General features: G+C 64.0%; 17 protein-coding genes. 16 read left to right on the top strand and 1 reads right to left on the bottom strand.

The annotated features are described in order from the left end of the window. The first annotated feature begins 168 nt into the window (after positions 1 to 168). From OKW27_RS30285 to OKW27_RS30260, 6 genes are all read left to right on the top strand, one after another. Positions 169 to 807, top strand: a complete 639-nt coding sequence (locus OKW27_RS30285; protein ID WP_090802791.1) for a thiol:disulfide interchange protein DsbA/DsbL — start codon at positions 169 to 171, stop codon at positions 805 to 807. Positions 808 to 822: 15 nt separating this feature from the next. Further along, on the top strand, positions 823 to 1596 hold the full coding sequence (locus OKW27_RS30280; RefSeq protein ID WP_184062634.1) for an SDR family oxidoreductase: 774 nt from the start codon (positions 823 to 825) through the stop codon (positions 1594 to 1596). 3 nt (positions 1597 to 1599) lie between these two features. After that, a complete protein-coding gene (locus tag OKW27_RS30275; protein WP_429335668.1) occupies positions 1600 to 2418 on the top strand; it encodes a helical backbone metal receptor in 819 nt (272 codons plus the stop codon). A gap of 282 nt (positions 2419 to 2700) precedes the next feature. After that, positions 2701 to 4287, top strand: a complete 1587-nt coding sequence (locus OKW27_RS30270) for an ABC transporter substrate-binding protein (RefSeq protein ID WP_429335667.1) — start codon at positions 2701 to 2703, stop codon at positions 4285 to 4287. Positions 4288 to 4442: 155 nt separating this feature from the next. Then, the gene (locus OKW27_RS30265) at positions 4443 to 5258 is read left to right on the top strand and encodes a LysM peptidoglycan-binding domain-containing protein (protein ID WP_429335666.1); all 816 of its coding nucleotides are present in this window, start codon (positions 4443 to 4445) and stop codon (positions 5256 to 5258) included. After that, complete coding sequence (locus OKW27_RS30260) at positions 5246 to 5689, top strand: lysozyme inhibitor LprI family protein (RefSeq protein ID WP_429335665.1); 444 nt, start codon at positions 5246 to 5248, stop codon at positions 5687 to 5689. Before OKW27_RS30265 ends, OKW27_RS30260 begins: the two co-directional genes overlap by 13 nt. A gap of 101 nt (positions 5690 to 5790) precedes the next feature. Here OKW27_RS30260 and OKW27_RS30255 read toward each other — a convergent pair whose 3' ends face one another. Then, complete coding sequence (locus OKW27_RS30255; RefSeq protein WP_429335664.1) at positions 5791 to 6864, bottom strand: MBL fold metallo-hydrolase; 1074 nt, start codon at positions 6862 to 6864, stop codon at positions 5791 to 5793. A 158-nt stretch (positions 6865 to 7022) separates the two neighbouring features. Here OKW27_RS30255 and OKW27_RS30250 point away from each other — a divergent pair, with 158 nt between their 5' ends. From OKW27_RS30250 to bioD, 10 genes are all read left to right on the top strand, one after another. Next, positions 7023 to 7427, top strand: a complete 405-nt coding sequence (locus OKW27_RS30250) for a MerR family transcriptional regulator (RefSeq protein ID WP_429335663.1) — start codon at positions 7023 to 7025, stop codon at positions 7425 to 7427. A gap of 39 nt (positions 7428 to 7466) precedes the next feature. Beyond that, positions 7467 to 9284, top strand: a complete 1818-nt coding sequence (aceK, locus tag OKW27_RS30245) for a bifunctional isocitrate dehydrogenase kinase/phosphatase (protein ID WP_429335662.1) — start codon at positions 7467 to 7469, stop codon at positions 9282 to 9284. Between the two features lie 72 nt (positions 9285 to 9356). Beyond that, on the top strand, positions 9357 to 10565 hold the full coding sequence (locus OKW27_RS30240) for an acetyl-CoA C-acetyltransferase (RefSeq protein WP_090802779.1): 1209 nt from the start codon (positions 9357 to 9359) through the stop codon (positions 10563 to 10565). Positions 10566 to 10593: 28 nt separating this feature from the next. After that, entirely contained in the window at positions 10594 to 11271 is a 678-nt protein-coding gene (locus tag OKW27_RS30235; protein WP_429335661.1) for an SDR family oxidoreductase, read from the top strand. 33 nt (positions 11272 to 11304) lie between these two features. Next, positions 11305 to 12435, top strand: coding sequence for an acyl-CoA dehydrogenase family protein (locus OKW27_RS30230; protein WP_429335660.1), 1131 nt, complete (start codon positions 11305 to 11307; stop codon positions 12433 to 12435). Positions 12436 to 12442: 7 nt separating this feature from the next. Next, positions 12443 to 12898: a YchJ family protein gene (locus OKW27_RS30225; RefSeq protein ID WP_429335659.1), complete on the top strand. Its 456-nt coding sequence runs from the start codon at positions 12443 to 12445 to the stop codon at positions 12896 to 12898. Between the two features lie 618 nt (positions 12899 to 13516). Beyond that, on the top strand, positions 13517 to 14824 hold the full coding sequence (locus OKW27_RS30220; RefSeq protein WP_429335658.1) for a dienelactone hydrolase family protein: 1308 nt from the start codon (positions 13517 to 13519) through the stop codon (positions 14822 to 14824). Between the two features lie 352 nt (positions 14825 to 15176). Further along, positions 15177 to 16538: an adenosylmethionine--8-amino-7-oxononanoate transaminase gene (bioA, locus tag OKW27_RS30215; RefSeq protein WP_429335657.1), complete on the top strand. Its 1362-nt coding sequence runs from the start codon at positions 15177 to 15179 to the stop codon at positions 16536 to 16538. Next, positions 16538 to 17722, top strand: a complete 1185-nt coding sequence (gene bioF, locus OKW27_RS30210; protein ID WP_429335656.1) for an 8-amino-7-oxononanoate synthase — start codon at positions 16538 to 16540, stop codon at positions 17720 to 17722. Before bioA ends, bioF begins: the two co-directional genes overlap by 1 nt. Then, on the top strand, positions 17719 to 18459 hold the full coding sequence (gene bioD / locus OKW27_RS30205; protein ID WP_429335655.1) for a dethiobiotin synthase: 741 nt from the start codon (positions 17719 to 17721) through the stop codon (positions 18457 to 18459). The genes bioF and bioD overlap by 4 nt, the downstream gene beginning before the upstream one ends. Positions 18460 to 18475 lie beyond the last annotated feature (16 nt).

The raw sequence follows: 18475 nt of genomic DNA, 5'->3' as shown, positions 1-18475 counted from the left end.
TAATGCCGGCTCGCACGGCGCATCGAACTATCGGCGCGGCGCGCGAGTCACAAGCACGATGGCCGCTTCGACCTGTATTGTGGCGGGCGGCCGCACCGAATCCGACCAGCGGCGACGGGCCCTTCGCATGGCGTCGCCGCGCTACCGCCTTATCTGGGTCTACACAACATGAAAAAGCTGCTGAGCATCCTGTTTCTCTCGCTAGGCCTGATCGCGGCCAGCGCGCATGCGTCGCCGACCGCGCCGGTTGCCGGCAAGGACTACACCGTGCTGGCCTCGCCGCAACCGACCGACGTGCCGGCCGGCAAGATCGAAGTCATCGAATTCTTCTGGTACGGCTGCCCGCATTGCAATGAATTCGACCCGTTCCTCGAAGCCTGGGTCAAGAAGCAGGGCCCGGACGTCGTGTTCCGCCGCGTGCCGGTCGCCTTCCGCGACGACTTCATCCCGCACTCGAAGATGTACCACGCGCTCGACGCGCTCGGCGTCGCGAACGAACTGACGCCGAAGGTGTTCAACGAAATCCATGTCAACAAGAACTATCTGCTGACGCCGGAAGACCAGAGCAAATACCTCGCGACGCTCGGCGTCGATCCGAAGAAGTACATGGAAGCGTACAACTCGTTCTCGACGCAAAGCGCGCTGCAGAAGGACAAGAAGCTGCTCGACGACTACAAGATCGACGGCGTGCCGACGCTCGCGGTGCAGGGCAAGTATGAAACCGGCCCGGCCGCGACCGGCACCCTGCCGGGCACGATCCAGGTGCTCGACTACCTCGTCTCGCAAGTCCGCGCCAAGAAGATGTAATCACGAGGCGCCGGTATGAGCTCTCCGCTGAAGGTTTTCATTACCGGCGCTTCGAGCGGCATCGGCCTCGCGCTCGCCGGCGAATACGCACGGCGCGGCGCGATTCTCGGCCTCGTCGCCCGCCGCGGCGACGCGCTCGCCGCGTTCCAGCGGTCCCATCCCCAGAACACCGTCTCGATCTATGCAGTCGACGTGCGCGACGCGGAAGCGCTCGCCGATGCGGCCGCGCGCTTCATCGCCGCGCACGGCCTGCCGGACGTCGTGATCGCCAACGCCGGCATCAGCCGCGGCGCGCTGACGGGTCACGGCGATCTGCGCACGTTCCGCGAGGTGATGGACATCAATTACTTCGGCATGGTCGCGACGTTCGAGCCATTTGCCGCCGCGATGGCCGCATCGAAGCGCGGCACGCTGGTCGGCATTGCGAGCGTCGCGGGCGTGCGCGGCTTGCCCGGTTCGGGCGCGTACAGCGCATCGAAATCGGCGGCCCTGAAGTATCTCGAGGCGTTGCGCGTCGAGATGCGGCCGTTCGGCGTCGGGGTCGTCACGATCGCGCCCGGCTATATCCGCACGCCGATGACCGAGCACAATCCGTACAACATGCCGTTCCTGATGGACCCCGACCGTTTCGCGGCGAAGGTCGCGCGAGCGGTCGAACGGCAGACGTCGTTCGGGGTGTTTCCGTGGCAGATGCGCGTGGCCGCGATGCTGCTGCATGTGCTGCCGCGCTGGCTCTACGACCGCGTGTTCGAACGCGCGCCGCGCAAGCCGCGCGCCGCCACCGAGTAAGCCATGCAGTCCCGTGCGGTCGATGCAGCCGGCGTCGCGCACGAATCCGCGGGCACCGACGCACGCATCGTGTCGCTGGTGCCGAGCCTCACCGAAACGCTGTTCGCGCTCGGCCTCGAACGGCAGATCGTCGGGCGCACCGGCTTTTGCGTGCATCCGCGCGACAAGGTCCGGGCGGTGCCGAAGGTCGGCGGCACGAAGGCCGTCAAACTGGACGCGATCCGCGCGCTGCGCCCCACCCATCTGATCGTCAATGTCGACGAGAACGAACGCGACACCGTCGAGCAACTGCGCGCGTTCGTGCCGCACATCGTCGTCACCCATCCGCAGACGCCGCACGACAACCTCGCGCTGTTCGCGCTGCTCGGCGCGATCTTCGGGCGTGAAGAAGAAGCGCGGCGCTTGAGCGACTCGCTCGAAGCGCGTCTGCGCGAAGCCGGCGCTCACGCCTTCGCCGCCCAGAGCGTGCTGTACCTGATCTGGCGCGAACCGTGGATGAGCGTCGCACACGACACCTATATCGCCGCGATGCTGCGCCTCGTGAACTGGCATACGCTGCCCGACGTGCGCGGCGGCAGCGCGGGCGCCGCGCGTTACCCCACGCTCGACTTCGACGACGCGCCGTGGCTCGCGCAGGTCGAGCGCGTGCTGCTGTCGAGCGAGCCGTACCGCTTCACGGCCGCGCATCGCGATGCGCTCGCGCGCGATCCGCGTCTCACCGGCAAGCGCATCGATCTGATCGATGGGGAAATGACGTCGTGGTACGGCGTGCGCGCAATAAGTGGCATCGGCTACCTGCTGCGTCAGGCCGCCGCAGCCTGAGGCGGCAGCATGGCCGCGCCGCCCCCATATGGATATGTCGATTAAATTGTTGTCGCCAAAATGGCCCTTCGATAAGCTTTCGCGAAGGCGCGCCGCCGGCCAGGCCTCGAAGGCCTGGCGCCCAGGCCTCAGGCCGGGATCGCCCGACCTGTACGACGGCGCCGGGAACGTATCACAATCGTGGCGACGCGCGCGCCGGGACCGCTGACCTGCCCGCTCACGCATCGCCGCCATAAACACAACCAGACGCACTGCCTGACTGCGCTCGTTACCGGAGATCCTATGCGCTTCAAACTGCTCGCAGCCGCCATCCTGCTCACTGCGCCCGCGCTCGTGCTCGCCAAACCGTTGACCGTCTGTACCGAATCGAGCCCCGACGGCTTCGACGTCGTGCAGTTCAATTCGCTCGTCACGACGAATGCATCGGCCGACGTGATCTTCAACTCGCTGGTGTCGTTCGACGAAGCCGCGAAGAAGGTCGTGCCCGCGCTCGCCGACAAGTGGGAAGTGAGCCCCGACGGCCTGACGTACACGTTTCACCTGCGCCCCAACGTGCAGTTCCAAACCACCGACTACTTCAAGCCCACCCGCGCGCTCAATGCCGACGACGTGATCTTCACGTTCGACCGCATGCTCAACGACAGCAATCCGTGGCACAAGGTGGCGGGCGCGAGCGGCTTCCCGCATGCGCAATCGATGGGGCTGCCGAAGCTGATCAAGTCGATTACCAAGGTCGACGACAACACGGTCAAGTTCGAGCTGAACGAGCCGAACGCGACGTTCCTGTCGATCCTGACGATGGGCTTCGCGTCGATCTATTCGGCCGAGTACGCGGATCAGTTGCTGAAGGCCGGCCAGCAGGTCGATCTGAATGCGAAGCCGATCGGCACCGGCCCGTTCGTGCTGAAAAGCTATACGAAAGACGCGGTGATCCGTTATGACGCGAACCCGACCTACTGGGGACCGAAGCCGAAGATCGAGCGCCTGATCTACGCGATCACGCCGGACGCGACCGTGCGCGCGCAGAAGGTGAAGGCTGGCGAATGCCAGATCGCGCTGTCGCCGAAGCCGCAGGATCTCGCCGACGCGAAGAACGACAAGTCGCTCGCGATCGTGCAGACGCCCGCGTTCATGACAGCCTTCGTCGCGCTGAACACGCAGCAGAAGCCACTTGAAAACCAGAAGGTGCGCGCCGCGCTGAACATGGCGTTCGACCGCACGACATATCTGAAGACCGTGTTCGACAACACCGCGACGCCGGCCGTCAACCCGTTTCCGCCGAATACGTGGAGCTACAACCACTCGATCAAGGGCTGGCCGTACGACCCGGCGAAGGCGAAGAAGCTGCTCGCCGACGCGGGCTATCCGAACGGTTTTGAAACGACGATCTGGGTGCGTCCGAATGGCAGCGTGCTCAATCCCAATCCGAAGGCCGGTGCCGAACTCCTGCAGGCCGACTTCGCGAAGATCGGCGTGAAGGCGGAAGTCAAGGTGATCGAATGGGGCGAGCTGATCAAGGAGGCGAAGCAGGGTCAGCATGACACGCTGTTCATGGGATGGGCCGGCGACAACGGCGATCCGGACAATTATCTGTCGCCGCTCTTCAGTTGCAACGCGGTGAAGTCGGGCATCAACTTCGCGCGCTTCTGCGATCAGGACCTCGACAAGCTGATCGCCGAGGGCAGAGCGACGTCCGATATCGCCAAGCGCACGAAAGCGTATGAAGCCGCGCAGCAGATCATCCACGACGAAGCGCTGTGGATTCCGCTCGGCTATCCGACCGCTGCCGCGATCACGCGCACGAACGTGAGCGGGTATCACGTGAGTCCGTTTGGTCGGCAGAATTTTGGGACGGTGGTGGTGCAGTGATTTTGCGCTGCGGTTAGCGCAGGCGGCCCTGCAAGAAAGCCCGGTTTTTGAACCGGGCTTTTTTTATTCAACGCGCGAATTGGCTGGTTGCATCTGACACTGCGTAACCTTTTTTCGACGTGATCTCGGGCCTTCGCCCGCCAGACCGATGCCTAATGCAATTTTCCTCAGGCAAGAAGCTGATAATTGCTTGCAAAGTAGCCGCCCACACTTTGGCAGAAGGAATGGTTATGGCAATGCAAGCTCCAACGAGGACAGGATTTGAACGGTGGCAGGATGGCGTTAGCAAGGCTGTAAGCGATGCCAAATGGAATTCCTGGGACTGCGAGATCCAGATGGCAGTCCATGAGTACAACCGCCCTCTTCGCGGCAATTCCGGGTACATTCCCTTGGACTGGCAGCTTATCAAGGCGATGTTGTGGGTCGAAACAGGTGCCCACGATCCTCAGTGGAACGCCAAGCCGATGCAAATCGGGGTTGCAGGCGATCCTGGATTAGCATCGCTGCTTTCACGCAAAGAAGGCGGTGATTTGATTGTGCCGTCAGCCTGGATAGGACGGCTGACAATGGCCTCTGTCAGAACGATACCGGCGTATAACATTCGTGCTGGTATTGGTTATTTGCTAATGCGCATGGCACATTTTAAGTACAGAAGCGTACTTGGTGCTGATCCTGAGGTTTACGAAATCGCCGTGAGGCCAGGAGATAGCCTCGACAAGATGGCGAGGGCTCAGGGCACCACGATCGACACGTTAAAAAAGCTGAATCCCACCGCCACTGTTCTGTGCCCCGGACAAGTGTTGAAGTACCGGAAAGCTTCAGTTCAAAACGCTGTTACAAGCTGGCGTCCCATGTCCGCGCCAGTGATAGCGGAGCGTTACAACGGAGGGGGCGACCCCAACTACGCCAGGAAGCTTGATTACGCTTTGTCAATGGTGCGCAAAGGAAAGGTAGCCCTATGCGCACAATGAAGCTGATCTGTTTCGGTTTGACCGCCTACCTGCCAACAATGGTCCTTGCGGCCTCAACTGCTCCCGTTGCAAGCGAACGGGCTCTGCGCGAGGAATGCAGCGCGTTCTCGCAAGCGGGAATGCGGGACTGTCTGGCAGAGAAAGCAGAGGCCAGTCTGAAGGCCCTCAAACGAGCCGAGGAGAAGATGGCTGGCACCCTCTCCAAATGGGATGAAGACAACAAGTACGTCAACCAGGCCAGGGCAAAACTCGTCGCATCAAACAGGAAATTCGCGGAGTACCGCAAGGCTCAATGCGAATTCGCAGCTTCGCTAAGTGGTGGTGGGGCTGGCAATTCGCACGAATTGGGCCGTTTGGCTTGCGTTTCCGAACTCAACAACCGGCGAGCCCAACAACTACGCGACGCTGCCTCTGACTTGCCGTTGAAGTAGTTCGCACGAAAGGACGCCTGGCATCGCTGCGCCGCTCAGTGCCCTCCGCGTAGCGCGGACCTATTCGTCCTCGCTTCTATGCCAGCAGCCAACGGCCGAGATCACACCGCCGCAAACCGAATCACCCCATCCGCATCCTGCGTCCGCTTCAAATCCCCCGCCCGCCACAGCAGATGCAAATGCGCGAGCGCCTCACCCATCGCGAATGTCATCTGATGGATATCGAGCTGGCGCTTGAACATCAACGGCACGATATCGGCGGCGCTGCGCGGCTTTTCCGCACATGCTTCGTGCACTTCGGCGAGCCGCGCGTCGTGATGCTCGCGCAGTTGCTCAATGCGCGTGCGCACGCCGCGAAACGGCTTGCCATGCGACGGCAGCACGAGCGTAGCTTCAGGCATCGTCTCGTAGCGGCCGAGCGACTCCAGATACAGTTCGAGCGGCGAACCCTCAGGCTCGATATCGAACACCGACACGTTGGTCGAAATGCGCGGCAGCACCATGTCGCCGGAAATCAGCGTGCCGGTTTGCGCGCAGTGCAGCGCACAGTGTTCCGGCGAATGGCCGAAGCCCGTCACCACGCGCCACGTCCTACCGCCAATCCTCACGTCCTCGGCTTCGCGCAAACGACGGTATTGCCCCGGAATCGCCGGCACGAGGCTCGCGTAGTAGCTATTGCGATTGCGCAGTTTTTCGAGCGATTCGGCGTCGGTCAGACCGTGCCGCGCGAAGTGCCGCGCCGCGGCCTCGCCACCCGCGTTCGAGCCACCGCCGGTCGCCATCACGCGCGCCTGCATGTATTCACCGAGTGTCATCCACAGCCGCGCGTCCCAACGCTTTTTATCGCCACCGCCGCACACCCAATGCGCGAGGCCGATGTGATCCGGATGGCAATGCGTGACGATCACGCGCAGCACCGGCAGGCCGTCGAGCACCGATTCGAACACGCTCTCCCAATTCGCCTTGATCGTGTCCGACGTGATGCCGCAATCGACCACGGTCCAGCCTTGCTGGCCATCGACCTCATCGCGCAGCAGCCACAGGTTGATATGGTCGAGCGCGAATGGCAGCGGCATGCGCAGCCAAAGCACGCCGGGCGCGACTTCCATCGTGCGGCCCGCGTCGGGCATCGTGTCGTTGAAGGGGTATTCGAGCTGGTGTTCGAGTGCATTCATGGGGACTGTCTTCCTCCGACGACCCTCCGGCATGGCGAGGTGTGCGATGCCGGTCGGCCGGGTTGTGGTTGCTTTCCGCTCAGGTTGACGATAACGTAAACGTCGATTCTATCGTCCAATCCGGTTTTGTGCCGACCAAGCGGCCACGAGATGTCCCGATGAATACGCAATACACGATCACCGAGCTCGCGCGCGAATTCGACGTCACGCCACGCGCGATCCGTTTCTACGAAGACCAGGGTTTACTCTCACCGAGCCGCGAGGGTTCGAGCGGCTTGCGGCGCGTCTATTCGGGCCACGACCGCACGCGTCTGAAGCTCACCTTGCGCGGCAAGCGGCTCGGCTTCACGCTGTCGGAGATCCGTGACCTGCTCGACGTCTACGAATCACCGACCGATACCGTACCGCAGTTGCACGCGTTCCTCGCGACGGTCGCGCGTCATCGCGAAGTGCTCGAACGTCAGCGAGAAGATCTCGACGCGACGCTCGAAGATCTCGCGCAGTATGAAGCGCAGGCGCGCGCGCTGCTCGATGGCGCCAGGCACGACGCGAAGCCTGCCTGAAGCGGCCTGACTCTGACCGGCGTTTGCGGAGCGCGCGTGATGAATCACTTCCCCAAGCTGTTATCGTCGCAAATCGGTTTCGACGTCGCGCAGACGATGCTCGATGGGTTCGACCGTCACTACCGGATCTTTCGCGACGCGGCGATCCACGCGAAGACGCTGTTCGAAGCCGGCGACTGGCACGGCCTGCAAAAGCTCGCGCGCGACCGCATCACGTCGTACGACGATCGCGTGCAGGAATGCGTGCAGTTGCTCGAAGACGAGTACGACGCGGAGAACATCGACAGCGAAGTGTGGCAGCAGATCAAGCTGCACTACATCGGCCTCCTGACCACGCACCGTCAGCCGGAATGCGCGGAAACCTTCTTTAATTCGGTTTCCTGCAAGATCCTGCACCGTTCGTACTTCAACAACGATTTCATTTTCGTGCGCCCGGCGATCTCGACCGAATACATCGAGAACGACGAACCGGCCGCGAAGCCGACCTACCGCGCGTATTACCCCGGTACTGATGGACTTGCCGCAACGCTCGAACGGGTCGTCACGAACTTCCAGCTCGATCCGCCGTTCGAGGATCTGACGCGCGACGTCGCCTGCGTGATGCAGTCGATTCGCGAAGCGTTCGGCATGTTCGACGAAGCGCCGAACTTCCAGATTCACGTATTGTCGTCGCTGTTTTATCGCGACAAGGCTGCATATATCGTCGGGCGCATCATCAACGGCGAGGCGCTGCTGCCGTTCGCGGTGCCGCTGCGTCACGTGAAACCGGGCGTGCTCGCGCTCGACACCGTGCTGCTCAAGCGCGAGCAGTTGCTGATCATCTTCAGCTTCTCGCACTCGTATTTTCTGGTCGACATGGAAGTGCCGTCCGCGTATGTCGAGTTTCTGCGCACGATCATGCCGGGCAAGCCGAAGGCGGAAATCTATACATCGGTGGGTCTGCAGAAGCAGGGCAAGAATCTGTTCTATCGCGATCTGCTGCATCACCTGAAGCATTCGAGCGACCGCTTCATCGTCGCGCCCGGCATCAAGGGGCTCGTGATGCTGGTGTTCACGTTGCCGTCGTTCCCCTACGTGTTCAAGCTGATCAAGGACAACTTTCCGCCGCCGAAGGAAACCACGCGCGCGCAGATCCAGCAGAAGTATCTGCTCGTCAAACGTCATGACCGGCTCGGCCGGATGGCCGACACGCTCGAATATTCGAGCGTCGCGCTGCCGCTCGCGCGGCTCGACGAAACGCTGTTGCGCGAACTCGAAAAGGAAGTGCCGTCGCTGATCGAGTACGACGGCGACAACCTCGTGATTCGCCATCTGTACCTAGAGCGACGCATGGTGCCGCTCAATCTGTTCCTGCAGAACGGTAACGACGACGACGTCGAGCGCGGCATCAAGGAATACGGCGACGCGGTGAAGGAGCTGATCCAGGCGAACATCTTCCCCGGCGACTTGCTGTACAAGAACTTCGGTGTCACGCGACACGGCCGCGTCGTGTTCTACGACTACGACGAGATCGAATACCTGACCGACTGCAACGTGCGTGCGGTGCCGGCGCCGCACAACGAGGAAGACGAAATGTCGGACGAGCCATGGTACGCGGTAGGCCCGCACGATATTTTCCCGGAGACGTACGGCACGTTCCTGCTCGGCGATCCACGCGTGCGGCGCTCGTTCATGCGGCATCACGCGGATTTCTTCGAGCCCGAGCTGTGGCAGCGATACAAAGATTTTCTGTTGAAGGGCGATCTGCCCGATTTTTTCCCGTACGACCGGAGCGTGCGCTTTTGCGTGCGTTATCCGGAGCGGTTCGCCGGAGCGCCCGATGCGCAGGCGGACGAGCCAAATGTGCGCGTGGCTTGATGAATCCCACAAGGGTTCGCAGCGGGCAACGCGCGGCGGTAGCCATCCAAGCTATGACCAAGGAGCTCGAACATGAGTGACGCAAACCACAGTGGTATCAACGCCGATCCAATCGTAATCGTCAGCGCGGCGCGCACGCCGATGGCCGGCTTTCAGGGCGACTTCGCGTCGCTGAGCGCGCCGCAACTCGGCGCGGTCGCGATCAAGGCGGCCGTAGAACGAGCGGGTCTGAAGCCCGAGCAGATCGACGAAGCGGTGATCGGTTGCGTGCTGCCCGCCGGCCTCGGCCAGGCGCCCGCGCGCCAGGCCGCGCTTGGCGCGGGTCTGCCGCTCGCCACCGGCTGCACGACGGTCAACAAGATGTGCGGCTCCGGCATGCGGGCGGCGATGTTCGCGCATGACATGCTGGCCGCGGGCTCGCTCGACGTGATCGTCGCGGGCGGCATGGAGAGCATGACGAACGCGCCGTATCTGCTGCCGAAGGCGCGCGGCGGCATGCGCATGGGCCACGGCCAGGTGCTCGACCACATGTTCTACGACGGCCTCGAAGACGCCTACGACAAAGGCCGTCTGATGGGCGCGTTCGCCGAGGAATGCGCGGCGTCGTTCGACTTCACGCGCGAGGCGCAGGATGCGTTCGCGGTCGAGTCGTTGAACCGCGCAAAGCGCGCGAACGAGGACGGCTCGTTCGACTGGGAAATCGCGCCGGTCACCGTAGCGGCCCGCAACGGCGACGTCACGATCGCGCGCGACGAGCAGCCGTTCAAGGCCAACCTCGACAAGATCCCCACGCTGAAGCCCGCGTTCAGCAAGACCGGCACCGTGACGGCGGCGAACTCGTCGTCGATCTCGGACGGCGCGGCCGCGCTCGTGATGATGCGCGAGTCGACCGCGAAACGGCTCGGCGTGGCGCCGCTCGCGCGCGTCGTCGGTCATTCGACGTTCGCGCAGGCGCCCGCGAAGTTCACCACCGCGCCGGTCGGCGCGATCCGCAAGCTGCTCGGGAAGAACGGCTGGCGCGCCGGCGACGTCGATCTGTACGAGATCAACGAAGCGTTCGCCGTCGTCACGATGGCCGCGATGAAAGAGCATGATTTACCGCACAACAAGGTCAACGTGAACGGCGGCGCGTGCGCGTTAGGCCATCCGATCGGCGCCTCGGGCGCGCGCATTCTCGTCACGCTGATCGGCGCGCTGAAGAATCGCGGTCTGAAGCGCGGTGTCGCGACGCTGTGTATCGGCGGCGGCGAGGCGACCGCGATGGGTGTCGAACTGATCTGACGCATCCACAAAATCTTCGAGGAATACGATGAAAACAGTGTTGATCGTCGGTGCATCGCGTGGCATCGGCCAGGAATTCGTCCGGCAGTACAGAAAGAGCAGCTGGCGCGTGCTCGCGACCGCGCGCGACGGCGCCGCGCTCGACGCGCTCAGCGAACTCGGCGCTGAAACCTTCGCGCTCGACGTCACCGCGCCCGAAGACATCGCGGCGCTCGGCTGGAAGCTCGACGGCGAACGGCTCGATGCCGCGATCCTGGTGTCGGGCGTGTACGGTCCGCGCACCGAAGGCATCGAAACGATCACCGCCGAGGACTTCGATCACGTGATGCACACGAACGTGCGCGGCCCGATGCAGCTGCTGCCAATCCTGCTGCCGCTCGTCGAGGAAACGGACGGCGTGCTCGCGGTGATTTCGAGTCGCATGGGCAGCATCGCCGATGCAAGCGGCACGACCGGCTGGCTATATCGCGCGAGCAAGGCGGCGCTGAACGCCGTGCTGAAGCTCGCGTCGCTCGACGCGCAGCGCGCGACCTGCGTGTCGCTGCATCCCGGCTGGGTGCGCACCGACATGGGCGGCGCGCAGGCCGCGCTCGATCCCGCGCGCAGCGTCGCTGGCATGCGCGAGGTGCTGGCGCAGGCGGCGGCATCGCGCGACGCTTTTCACGGCCGCTTCTTTCAGCACGACGGCACGCAGCTCGACTGGTAGACAACTACGTTGCATGGGACCGGAGACACGCTCATGGTGCTTGATCAGGATCACCTGATGGTGCGCGACGCGCTGCGCACCTTCGTGCGCGAAGAGATCACGCCGTACGCGGCGCAATGGGACCGCGAGCGCACCTTTCCGCGCGACGTGCACCGGCAGCTCGCCGAGCTCGGTGCTTATGGCGTGCTGGTGCCCGAAGCGTATGGCGGCGCGGGCATGGACGCGCTCGCGCTCGCGTTGATCCTCGAAGAAATCGCGGCCGGCGACGGCGGCACGTCGACCGCGATCTCGGTGAACAACTGCCCGGTGTGCAGCATCCTGCTCACTTATGGCAACGACGCGCAGAAGCGCGACTGGCTCACGCCGCTCGCGCGCGGCGAGATGCTCGGCGCGTTCTGCCTGACCGAGCCGCAAGCGGGCTCGGATGCGTCGGCGCTGCGCACCACCGCGACACGCGACGGCGACGCGTACGTGCTGAATGGCGTCAAACAGTTCATCACGAGCGGCAAGAACGGCGACGTCGCGATCGTGATGGCCGTCACCGACAAGGCCGCTGGCAAGCGCGGCATCAGCGCGTTCATCGTGCCCACCGGTACGCCGGGCTACGTGGTCGCGCGGGTCGAAGACAAGCTCGGCCAGCATTCGTCGGATACCGCGCAAATCGTATTCGAGGCGTGCCGCGTGCCGGCCGCGAACCTGATCGGCGCGCAAGGCGAAGGCTACCGGATCGCGTTGTCGGGTCTCGAAGGCGGGCGCATCGGTATCGCCGCGCAAAGCGTCGGCATGGCACGCGCCGCGTTCGAGGCGGCGCTGACTTACGCAAAAGAACGCGAGAGCTTCGGCGCGCCGCTGTTCTCGCACCAGGCGGTGCAGTTCCGTCTTGCCGACATGGCGACCCAACTCGAAGCCGCGCGTCAATTGATCTGGCACGCGGCGTCGCTGAAGGACGCGGGCCAGCCGTGTCTGACCGAAGCCGCGATGGCAAAACTGTTCGCCTCCGAAGCGGCCGAGCGCATCTGCTCGGCCGCCTTGCAGACTCACGGCGGCTACGGTTATCTGAGCGACTTCCCGGTCGAGCGGATTTACCGCGACGTGCGCGTGTGCCAGATCTACGAAGGCACGAGCGACATCCAGAAGATCCTGATCGCTCGCGCGCTCAACTGAAATTTCAATGAACAAGCCATTGTTGTCACTGCAAAGACCTGTCGACTGTCCGTGCGGCGGCGCCGCGCCCGACGCACGCGGGGGCACCGCGACCAAAGCCCCGCGTTTCGCGCAATGCTGCGGCCGCTATATCGACGGCGGCGCAGCGGCGCCGCGCGCGCTCGAACTGATGCGCTCGCGCTATAGCGCGTACGTGCTCGGTGCAACCGACTACCTGCGCGCGACGTGGGACCCCCGCACCTGCCCCGCCGATCTCGACGTCGATCCCACCGCGCCCGACGCGCCCCGTTGGCTCGGACTGCAGATCAAAGGCTTCGCCGAAAGCGATGCCGATCACGCGACCGTCGAATTCATCGCCCGCTACAAAGTGGGGGGACGTGCTTATCGGTTGCATGAATCGAGTCGATTCGTGCGCGGCGATGATGGCCGCTGGCGTTATGTCGATGGCGACGTCAATGAGTAAATGAAGAGCACGCGACGATTAAGTAATCGCTGCATTACGCGCCGAAGCTTTCTCGTGCCTTTCACTCGCTCTCGACAAACTTGATAAAGGCCTTCGCATAGGCCTTTTTTCGTTCCTTTCACGCGGGCTTCTTCGTTGGCCTCGCACCACAGCACTGAAACGACCTGTACTCGCCGCTTCCCGCCACATGTCCCCGGCCCTTGCCCGGCAAGGCTTTGAAGCCTCGTTCGCACATGCAGCAATTTTTTCGTCACGGGTTCTCCTTGATTGCACAAAACAAAATTGTCGTGCCAGGATGAGTCCGTAGTTTCATGACGTCACATTGCGAGAGCGGATCATACCGGCTCCGCAACATGCAAAGGAAGGCTGACCGGCCGCTGATCGAACGCGAGCCGCGCGGACTCCGACAGCATCAAGTGACGTTCATCCTCGACGCGTGGGGTCGCGTCGGCCGTTGGGTTCATCCCGTGCGATCTCGATTTGCGTGCGTGCGCTTCCCGCAACGTTCGCGAGTGAGTCTGTTTGTGTCGAAATCGCGAACGAAAGCTGAATGTCAGCCGCGTTTTGCGCAACCGGACAGCACGGAGTTCAGGACACGTCTTTAAAGCAGGTGCGTCAATGGTGTTGAGCAAGGTTCTGACGAAGTGTGCGGCGATCTGCGCCGCGGCCACGTGTGCTGTCACGATCGCGCATGCCGATCCGCTCGCCTACTCGTCCCTTTCCGCACACGACGCGACGCCGTCGAGCGACATCCAGGGACCGCTGTCGCGCGCCCGCGTGCCGCGCCTCGCGCTGGACGACGACGTCTACCTGCCCACCGCTCACCTGAACGAAAAGATCATCCGCGTACCGGTCGACGCCACCGGCACGGTCACGCTTGAAACCACGATCTACAAGCCGGACGGCCCCGGCCCGTTCCCGATGATCGTCTTCAACCACGGCAAGATTCCGGGCGACCCGCGCACGCAGGAACGCAGCGACCCGCTGCCGTTCGCGCGCGAATTCGTGCGCCGCGGTTACGTCGTCGTCGCGCCGAACCGCCAGGGCTTCGGTCACTCGGACGGCGTGTACGAGCAGGACGGCTGCGACGTCGAGCGCAACGGCCTCGGCCAGGCCGGCGACGTCGCAGCAACGATCAATTACATGTCGAAGCAACCTTATGTCGACGCGACGCACATCGCGGTGGCCGGCACCTCGCACGGCGGTCTTGCGACGATCGCATACGGCACGGAAGCTGCGCCCGGCGTGCGCGCGCTGATCAATTTCTCGGGCGGCCTGCGCCAGGACGCCTGCGAAGACTGGCAAGGCAATCTGACGCGCGCATTCGGCGCGTACGGCGAGAAGACTGTGGTGCCGTCGCTGTGGCTCTATGGCGATAACGATTCGGTGTGGAACGCACGGCTCGTCGCGGGCATGTACGCCGCGTACGGCGCACACGGCGCCAGCGCGAAGATGGTCGACTTCGGCCACTACAAGAACGACGCGCATCGGCTGGTCGGCGACCGCGACGGCGTGCACGTATGGTGGCCGGCCGTCGAAGCGTTCCTCGCGCGCGCCGGTATGCCGACTGCCGTGCAGTATCACGTCGCCGATCCGGCCGCGCCGAAGGCAACCGGATTCGCCGCGCTCGACGCGGTCGACTCGGTGCCGTACCTCGACAACGAGGGCCGCAATGGCTATCGCAACTTCCTGCATCAGTATCCGAGCCGCGCGTTCGCGGTGTCGGATTCGGGCGCGTGGTCGTGGGCCGAGGGCGGCGACGACCCGATGTCGGTGGCGGTGACGAATTGCCAGAAGCAGAGCTCCGATCCGTGCCGGTTGTATGCGGTCGATAACGCGGTCGTGTGGGGCAATCAGAACTCGCAGACGGCGGATGCAAGCGATGCCGATGCCAATGGGCGCAAAGCGATTGCGAGCCGGGAGTGAAGTACGAATAGAGGCGTGAGTCGAGGCGTGAGTCGCGCCTGATTCTGATGTGCCGCAAGCCCGCCGTATCGGCGGGCTTTTTCTTGTGCGCTCAGTTCCCCCGCAAAAAACACCTCGTCACCCCAAATTCTGGCCAGTAACAGCCCACTACTTTGACGTCGCTATCTCCGTCGATTGGCGAGCTTCCCTCACGAACTCGAACGAGCTGCATCGAACGATGCTAAACCTCGACGCCACCGCGAAATACGAGCATTTCGCGGTTGATGCGCGCGACCAAATAAACCGCTAATCTCGACCCCGCGCACTCGCCGAGGCTTGCGTGCGTGGCAAAAAAGCACCCTGGAGTACCTCTTTGGAAAAGTCAGCAGTCCCCCCGGTCGCCCCTGAAGATTGGGTCGCCCGCAGCCTGCGCGCGGTGTGGCATCCGTGCACGCAGATGAAGCACCACGAACGTCTGCCGCTGATCCCCGTCGCGCGCGGTCAAGGCGCGTGGCTGTACGATCGCGCCGGTCATCGCTATCTCGACGCGATCAGTTCGTGGTGGGTCAATCTGTTCGGTCATGCGAACCCGCGCATCAACGCGGCGCTGAAAGATCAGCTCGATACGCTCGAACACGCGATGCTCGCCGGCTGCACACACGAGCCCGCCGTCGAACTCGCGGAACGTCTGCACGCGTTGACCGGCAACACGCTCGGCCACGCGTTCTTCGCGTCGGATGGCGCGTCGGCGGTCGAGATCGCGCTGAAGATGAGCTTTCACAGCTGGCGCAACCGGGGCTACGCCGACAAGCAGGAATTCGTCTGTATTGCCAACAGCTACCACGGCGAGACGATCGGCGCGCTCGGCGTGACCGACGTCGCGCTGTTCAAGTACGCGTACGATCCGCTGATTCGTCACGCCCACGTCGTCGCCTCGCCCGATGCGCGGCTCGCGCAAGCGGGCGAAACCGCCGCCGACGTCGCGCGCCGCGCGCTCGACCATGTGCGCGCGCTGTTCGAGGCGCGCGCGAACCGCATCGCCGCACTGATCGTCGAGCCGCTCGTGCAATGCGCGGCCGGCATGGCGATGCACGACGCGTCGTACGTCGCCGGATTGCGCGCGTTGTGCGACCGGTACGGCGTGCATCTGATCGCCGACGAAATCGCAGTCGGCTGCGGCCGCACCGGCACGTTCTTCGCGTCCGAACAGGCGGGCGTGTGGCCGGACTTCCTGTGTCTGTCCAAAGGTATCAGCGGCGGCTATCTGCCGCTGTCGATCGTGCTGTCGCGCGACGAGATCTTCGCGGCCTTCTATCACGACGACACCGCGCGCGGCTTCCTGCACTCGCACTCGTACACCGGCAATCCGCTCGCGTGCCGCGCCGCGCTCGCGACGCTCGATCTGTTCACGAGCGACAACGTGCTCGCCGCCAACGCACACAAATCGGCGACCCTCGCGGCCGCGCTCGCGCCGCTCGTCGAGCACGCGCAGGTGCGCAATCTGCGTCAGCGCGGCACGATCTTCGCGTTCGACGCAATGATCGACGATCCTCAGCAAGCCAAAACGTTCTCGCGCCGCTTCTTCGAAAACGCGCTGCAACGCGAGCTGTTGTTGCGCCCGATCGGCACCACCGTGTATCTGATGCCGCCGTACATCCTCGACGACGAAGAACTCGCGCTGCTCGCCACGCGCACGCGTGACACCTTCGACGCCACGCTCGCGGAGACCCGCTGATGCATCTGCTCGACACACTCGCCGAAGGCCTGAAAGAAATCGACGCGCGCGGCCTGCGCCGACGCCGGCGCACCGCCGACACACCATGCGCCGCGCACATGACGGTCGACGGCCGTGAAATCATCGGCTTCGCGAGCAACGACTATCTGGGCCTTGCCGCGCATCCGCAATTGATCGACGCGATCGCCGAAGGCGCGCGCCTGTATGGCGCGGGCAGCGGCGGCTCGCATCTGCTCGGCGGTCATTCGCGTGCGCATGCGCAACTCGAAGACGATCTCGCTGAATTTGCCGGCGGCTTTCTCGACGACGCCCGCGCGTTGTATTTCAGCACCGGCTATATGGCGAATCTCGCGACGCTGACCGCGCTCGCGGGCCGCGGCACGACGCTGTTCTCCGATGCGCTCAATCACGCTTCGCTGATCGACGGCGCGCGGCTGTCGCGCGCGGATGTCCAGATCTATCCGCACTGCGACGTGGATGCATTGAGCGCGATGCTCGAAGCGTCGGAGGCGGACGTCAAGGTGATCGTGTCCGACACGGTGTTCAGCATGGACGGCGACATCGCGCCGCTGCCGCGTTTGCTCGAACTCGCCGAGCGGCACGGCGCATGGCTGATCGTCGACGATGCGCACGGCTTCGGCGTGCTCGGTCCGCAAGGCCGTGGCGCGATCGCGCAGGCCGCGCTGCGCTCGCCGCATCTGATCTCGATCGGCACGCTCGGCAAGGCGGCGGGTGTCTCCGGCGCGTTCGTCGTCGCGCATGCGACCGTGATCGAATGGCTCGTGCAGCGCGCGCGTCCGTATATCTTCACGACCGCGTCGGTGCCGGCGGCCGCGCATGCGGTGTCGGCGAGTCTGCGCATCATCGGTGGCGAGGAAGGCGATGCGCGCCGCGCGCATCTCCAGCAACTGATCGAACGCACGCGCGCGATGCTGAAGGCGACGCCGTGGCTGCCCGTCGATTCACATACGGCCGTGCAACCGCTGATCATCGGCGCGAACGATGCGACGCTCGACATCGCCGCGTCGCTCGATCGCGCGGGGCTGTGGGTGCCCGCGATCCGTCCGCCGACCGTGCCGACCGGCACGTCGCGCCTGCGCATCTCGCTGTCGGCCGCGCACTCCCATGCGGATCTCGACCGGCTCGAGGCCGGCCTGCAACAAGTCGGAGCGCGCGCGGCATGAGCAACATGATTAACGATGACGGCGCGCTGTCGCTGTTCGTCACCGGCACCGATACGGAAATCGGCAAGACCTTCGTGTCGTCGGCGCTATTGCGCGGCTTCGTGCGCGAAGGCCTGCAGGCAGCAGCGATGAAGCCGATCGCGGCGGGCGCGTTCGAAGTGAACGGCGTGCTGCACAACGAGGACGCGGATCAGCTCGATGCCGCGTCGAGCGTGCTGCTGCCGCCCGCCATGCGCACGCCGTATCTGCTGAGGGAACCGGCCGCGCCGCACATCGCGGCGGCGCTGGAAAACGTCTCGTTCGATCTCGAGCACATCGTCGCGTGCCATCGCGAGGCGTTGAAGCTCGCCGAGGTGGTCGTTGTCGAAGGTGTCGGCGGCTTTCGTGTGCCGTTGACCGCGACGCAGGACACCGCCGATCTCGCCGTCGCGCTGAAGCTGCCGGTGGTGCTGGTGGTCGGCATGCGGCTCGGCTGCATCAGCCACGCGCTGCTGACTGCCGAAGCGATCGCCGCGCGCGGTCTAACGCTCGCGGGCTGGGTCGCGAATCGCATCGACCCGGACATGACCTTTCCCGACGAAAACATCGCGTCGATTCGCGTGCATTTCGCGCAAGCGTACGACGCGCCGTTGCTCGGCGTCGTGCCGCATATCAGCCCGCCGTCGCCGGAGCTTGCAGCGCAACAGCTCGACATTCGACGGCTTCTGCAAACGCTGCGCCAATTGCGCGCGGCATAGCGCTGCCCCGCAGCGC

It is taken from the genome of Paraburkholderia sp. 35.1, from assembly GCF_050436525.1.
Lineage (GTDB): Bacteria > Pseudomonadota > Gammaproteobacteria > Burkholderiales > Burkholderiaceae > Paraburkholderia > Paraburkholderia tuberum.
Note: the sequence above shows the minus strand (reverse complement) of the source record. Positions and strands in the feature narration are given on the sequence as shown.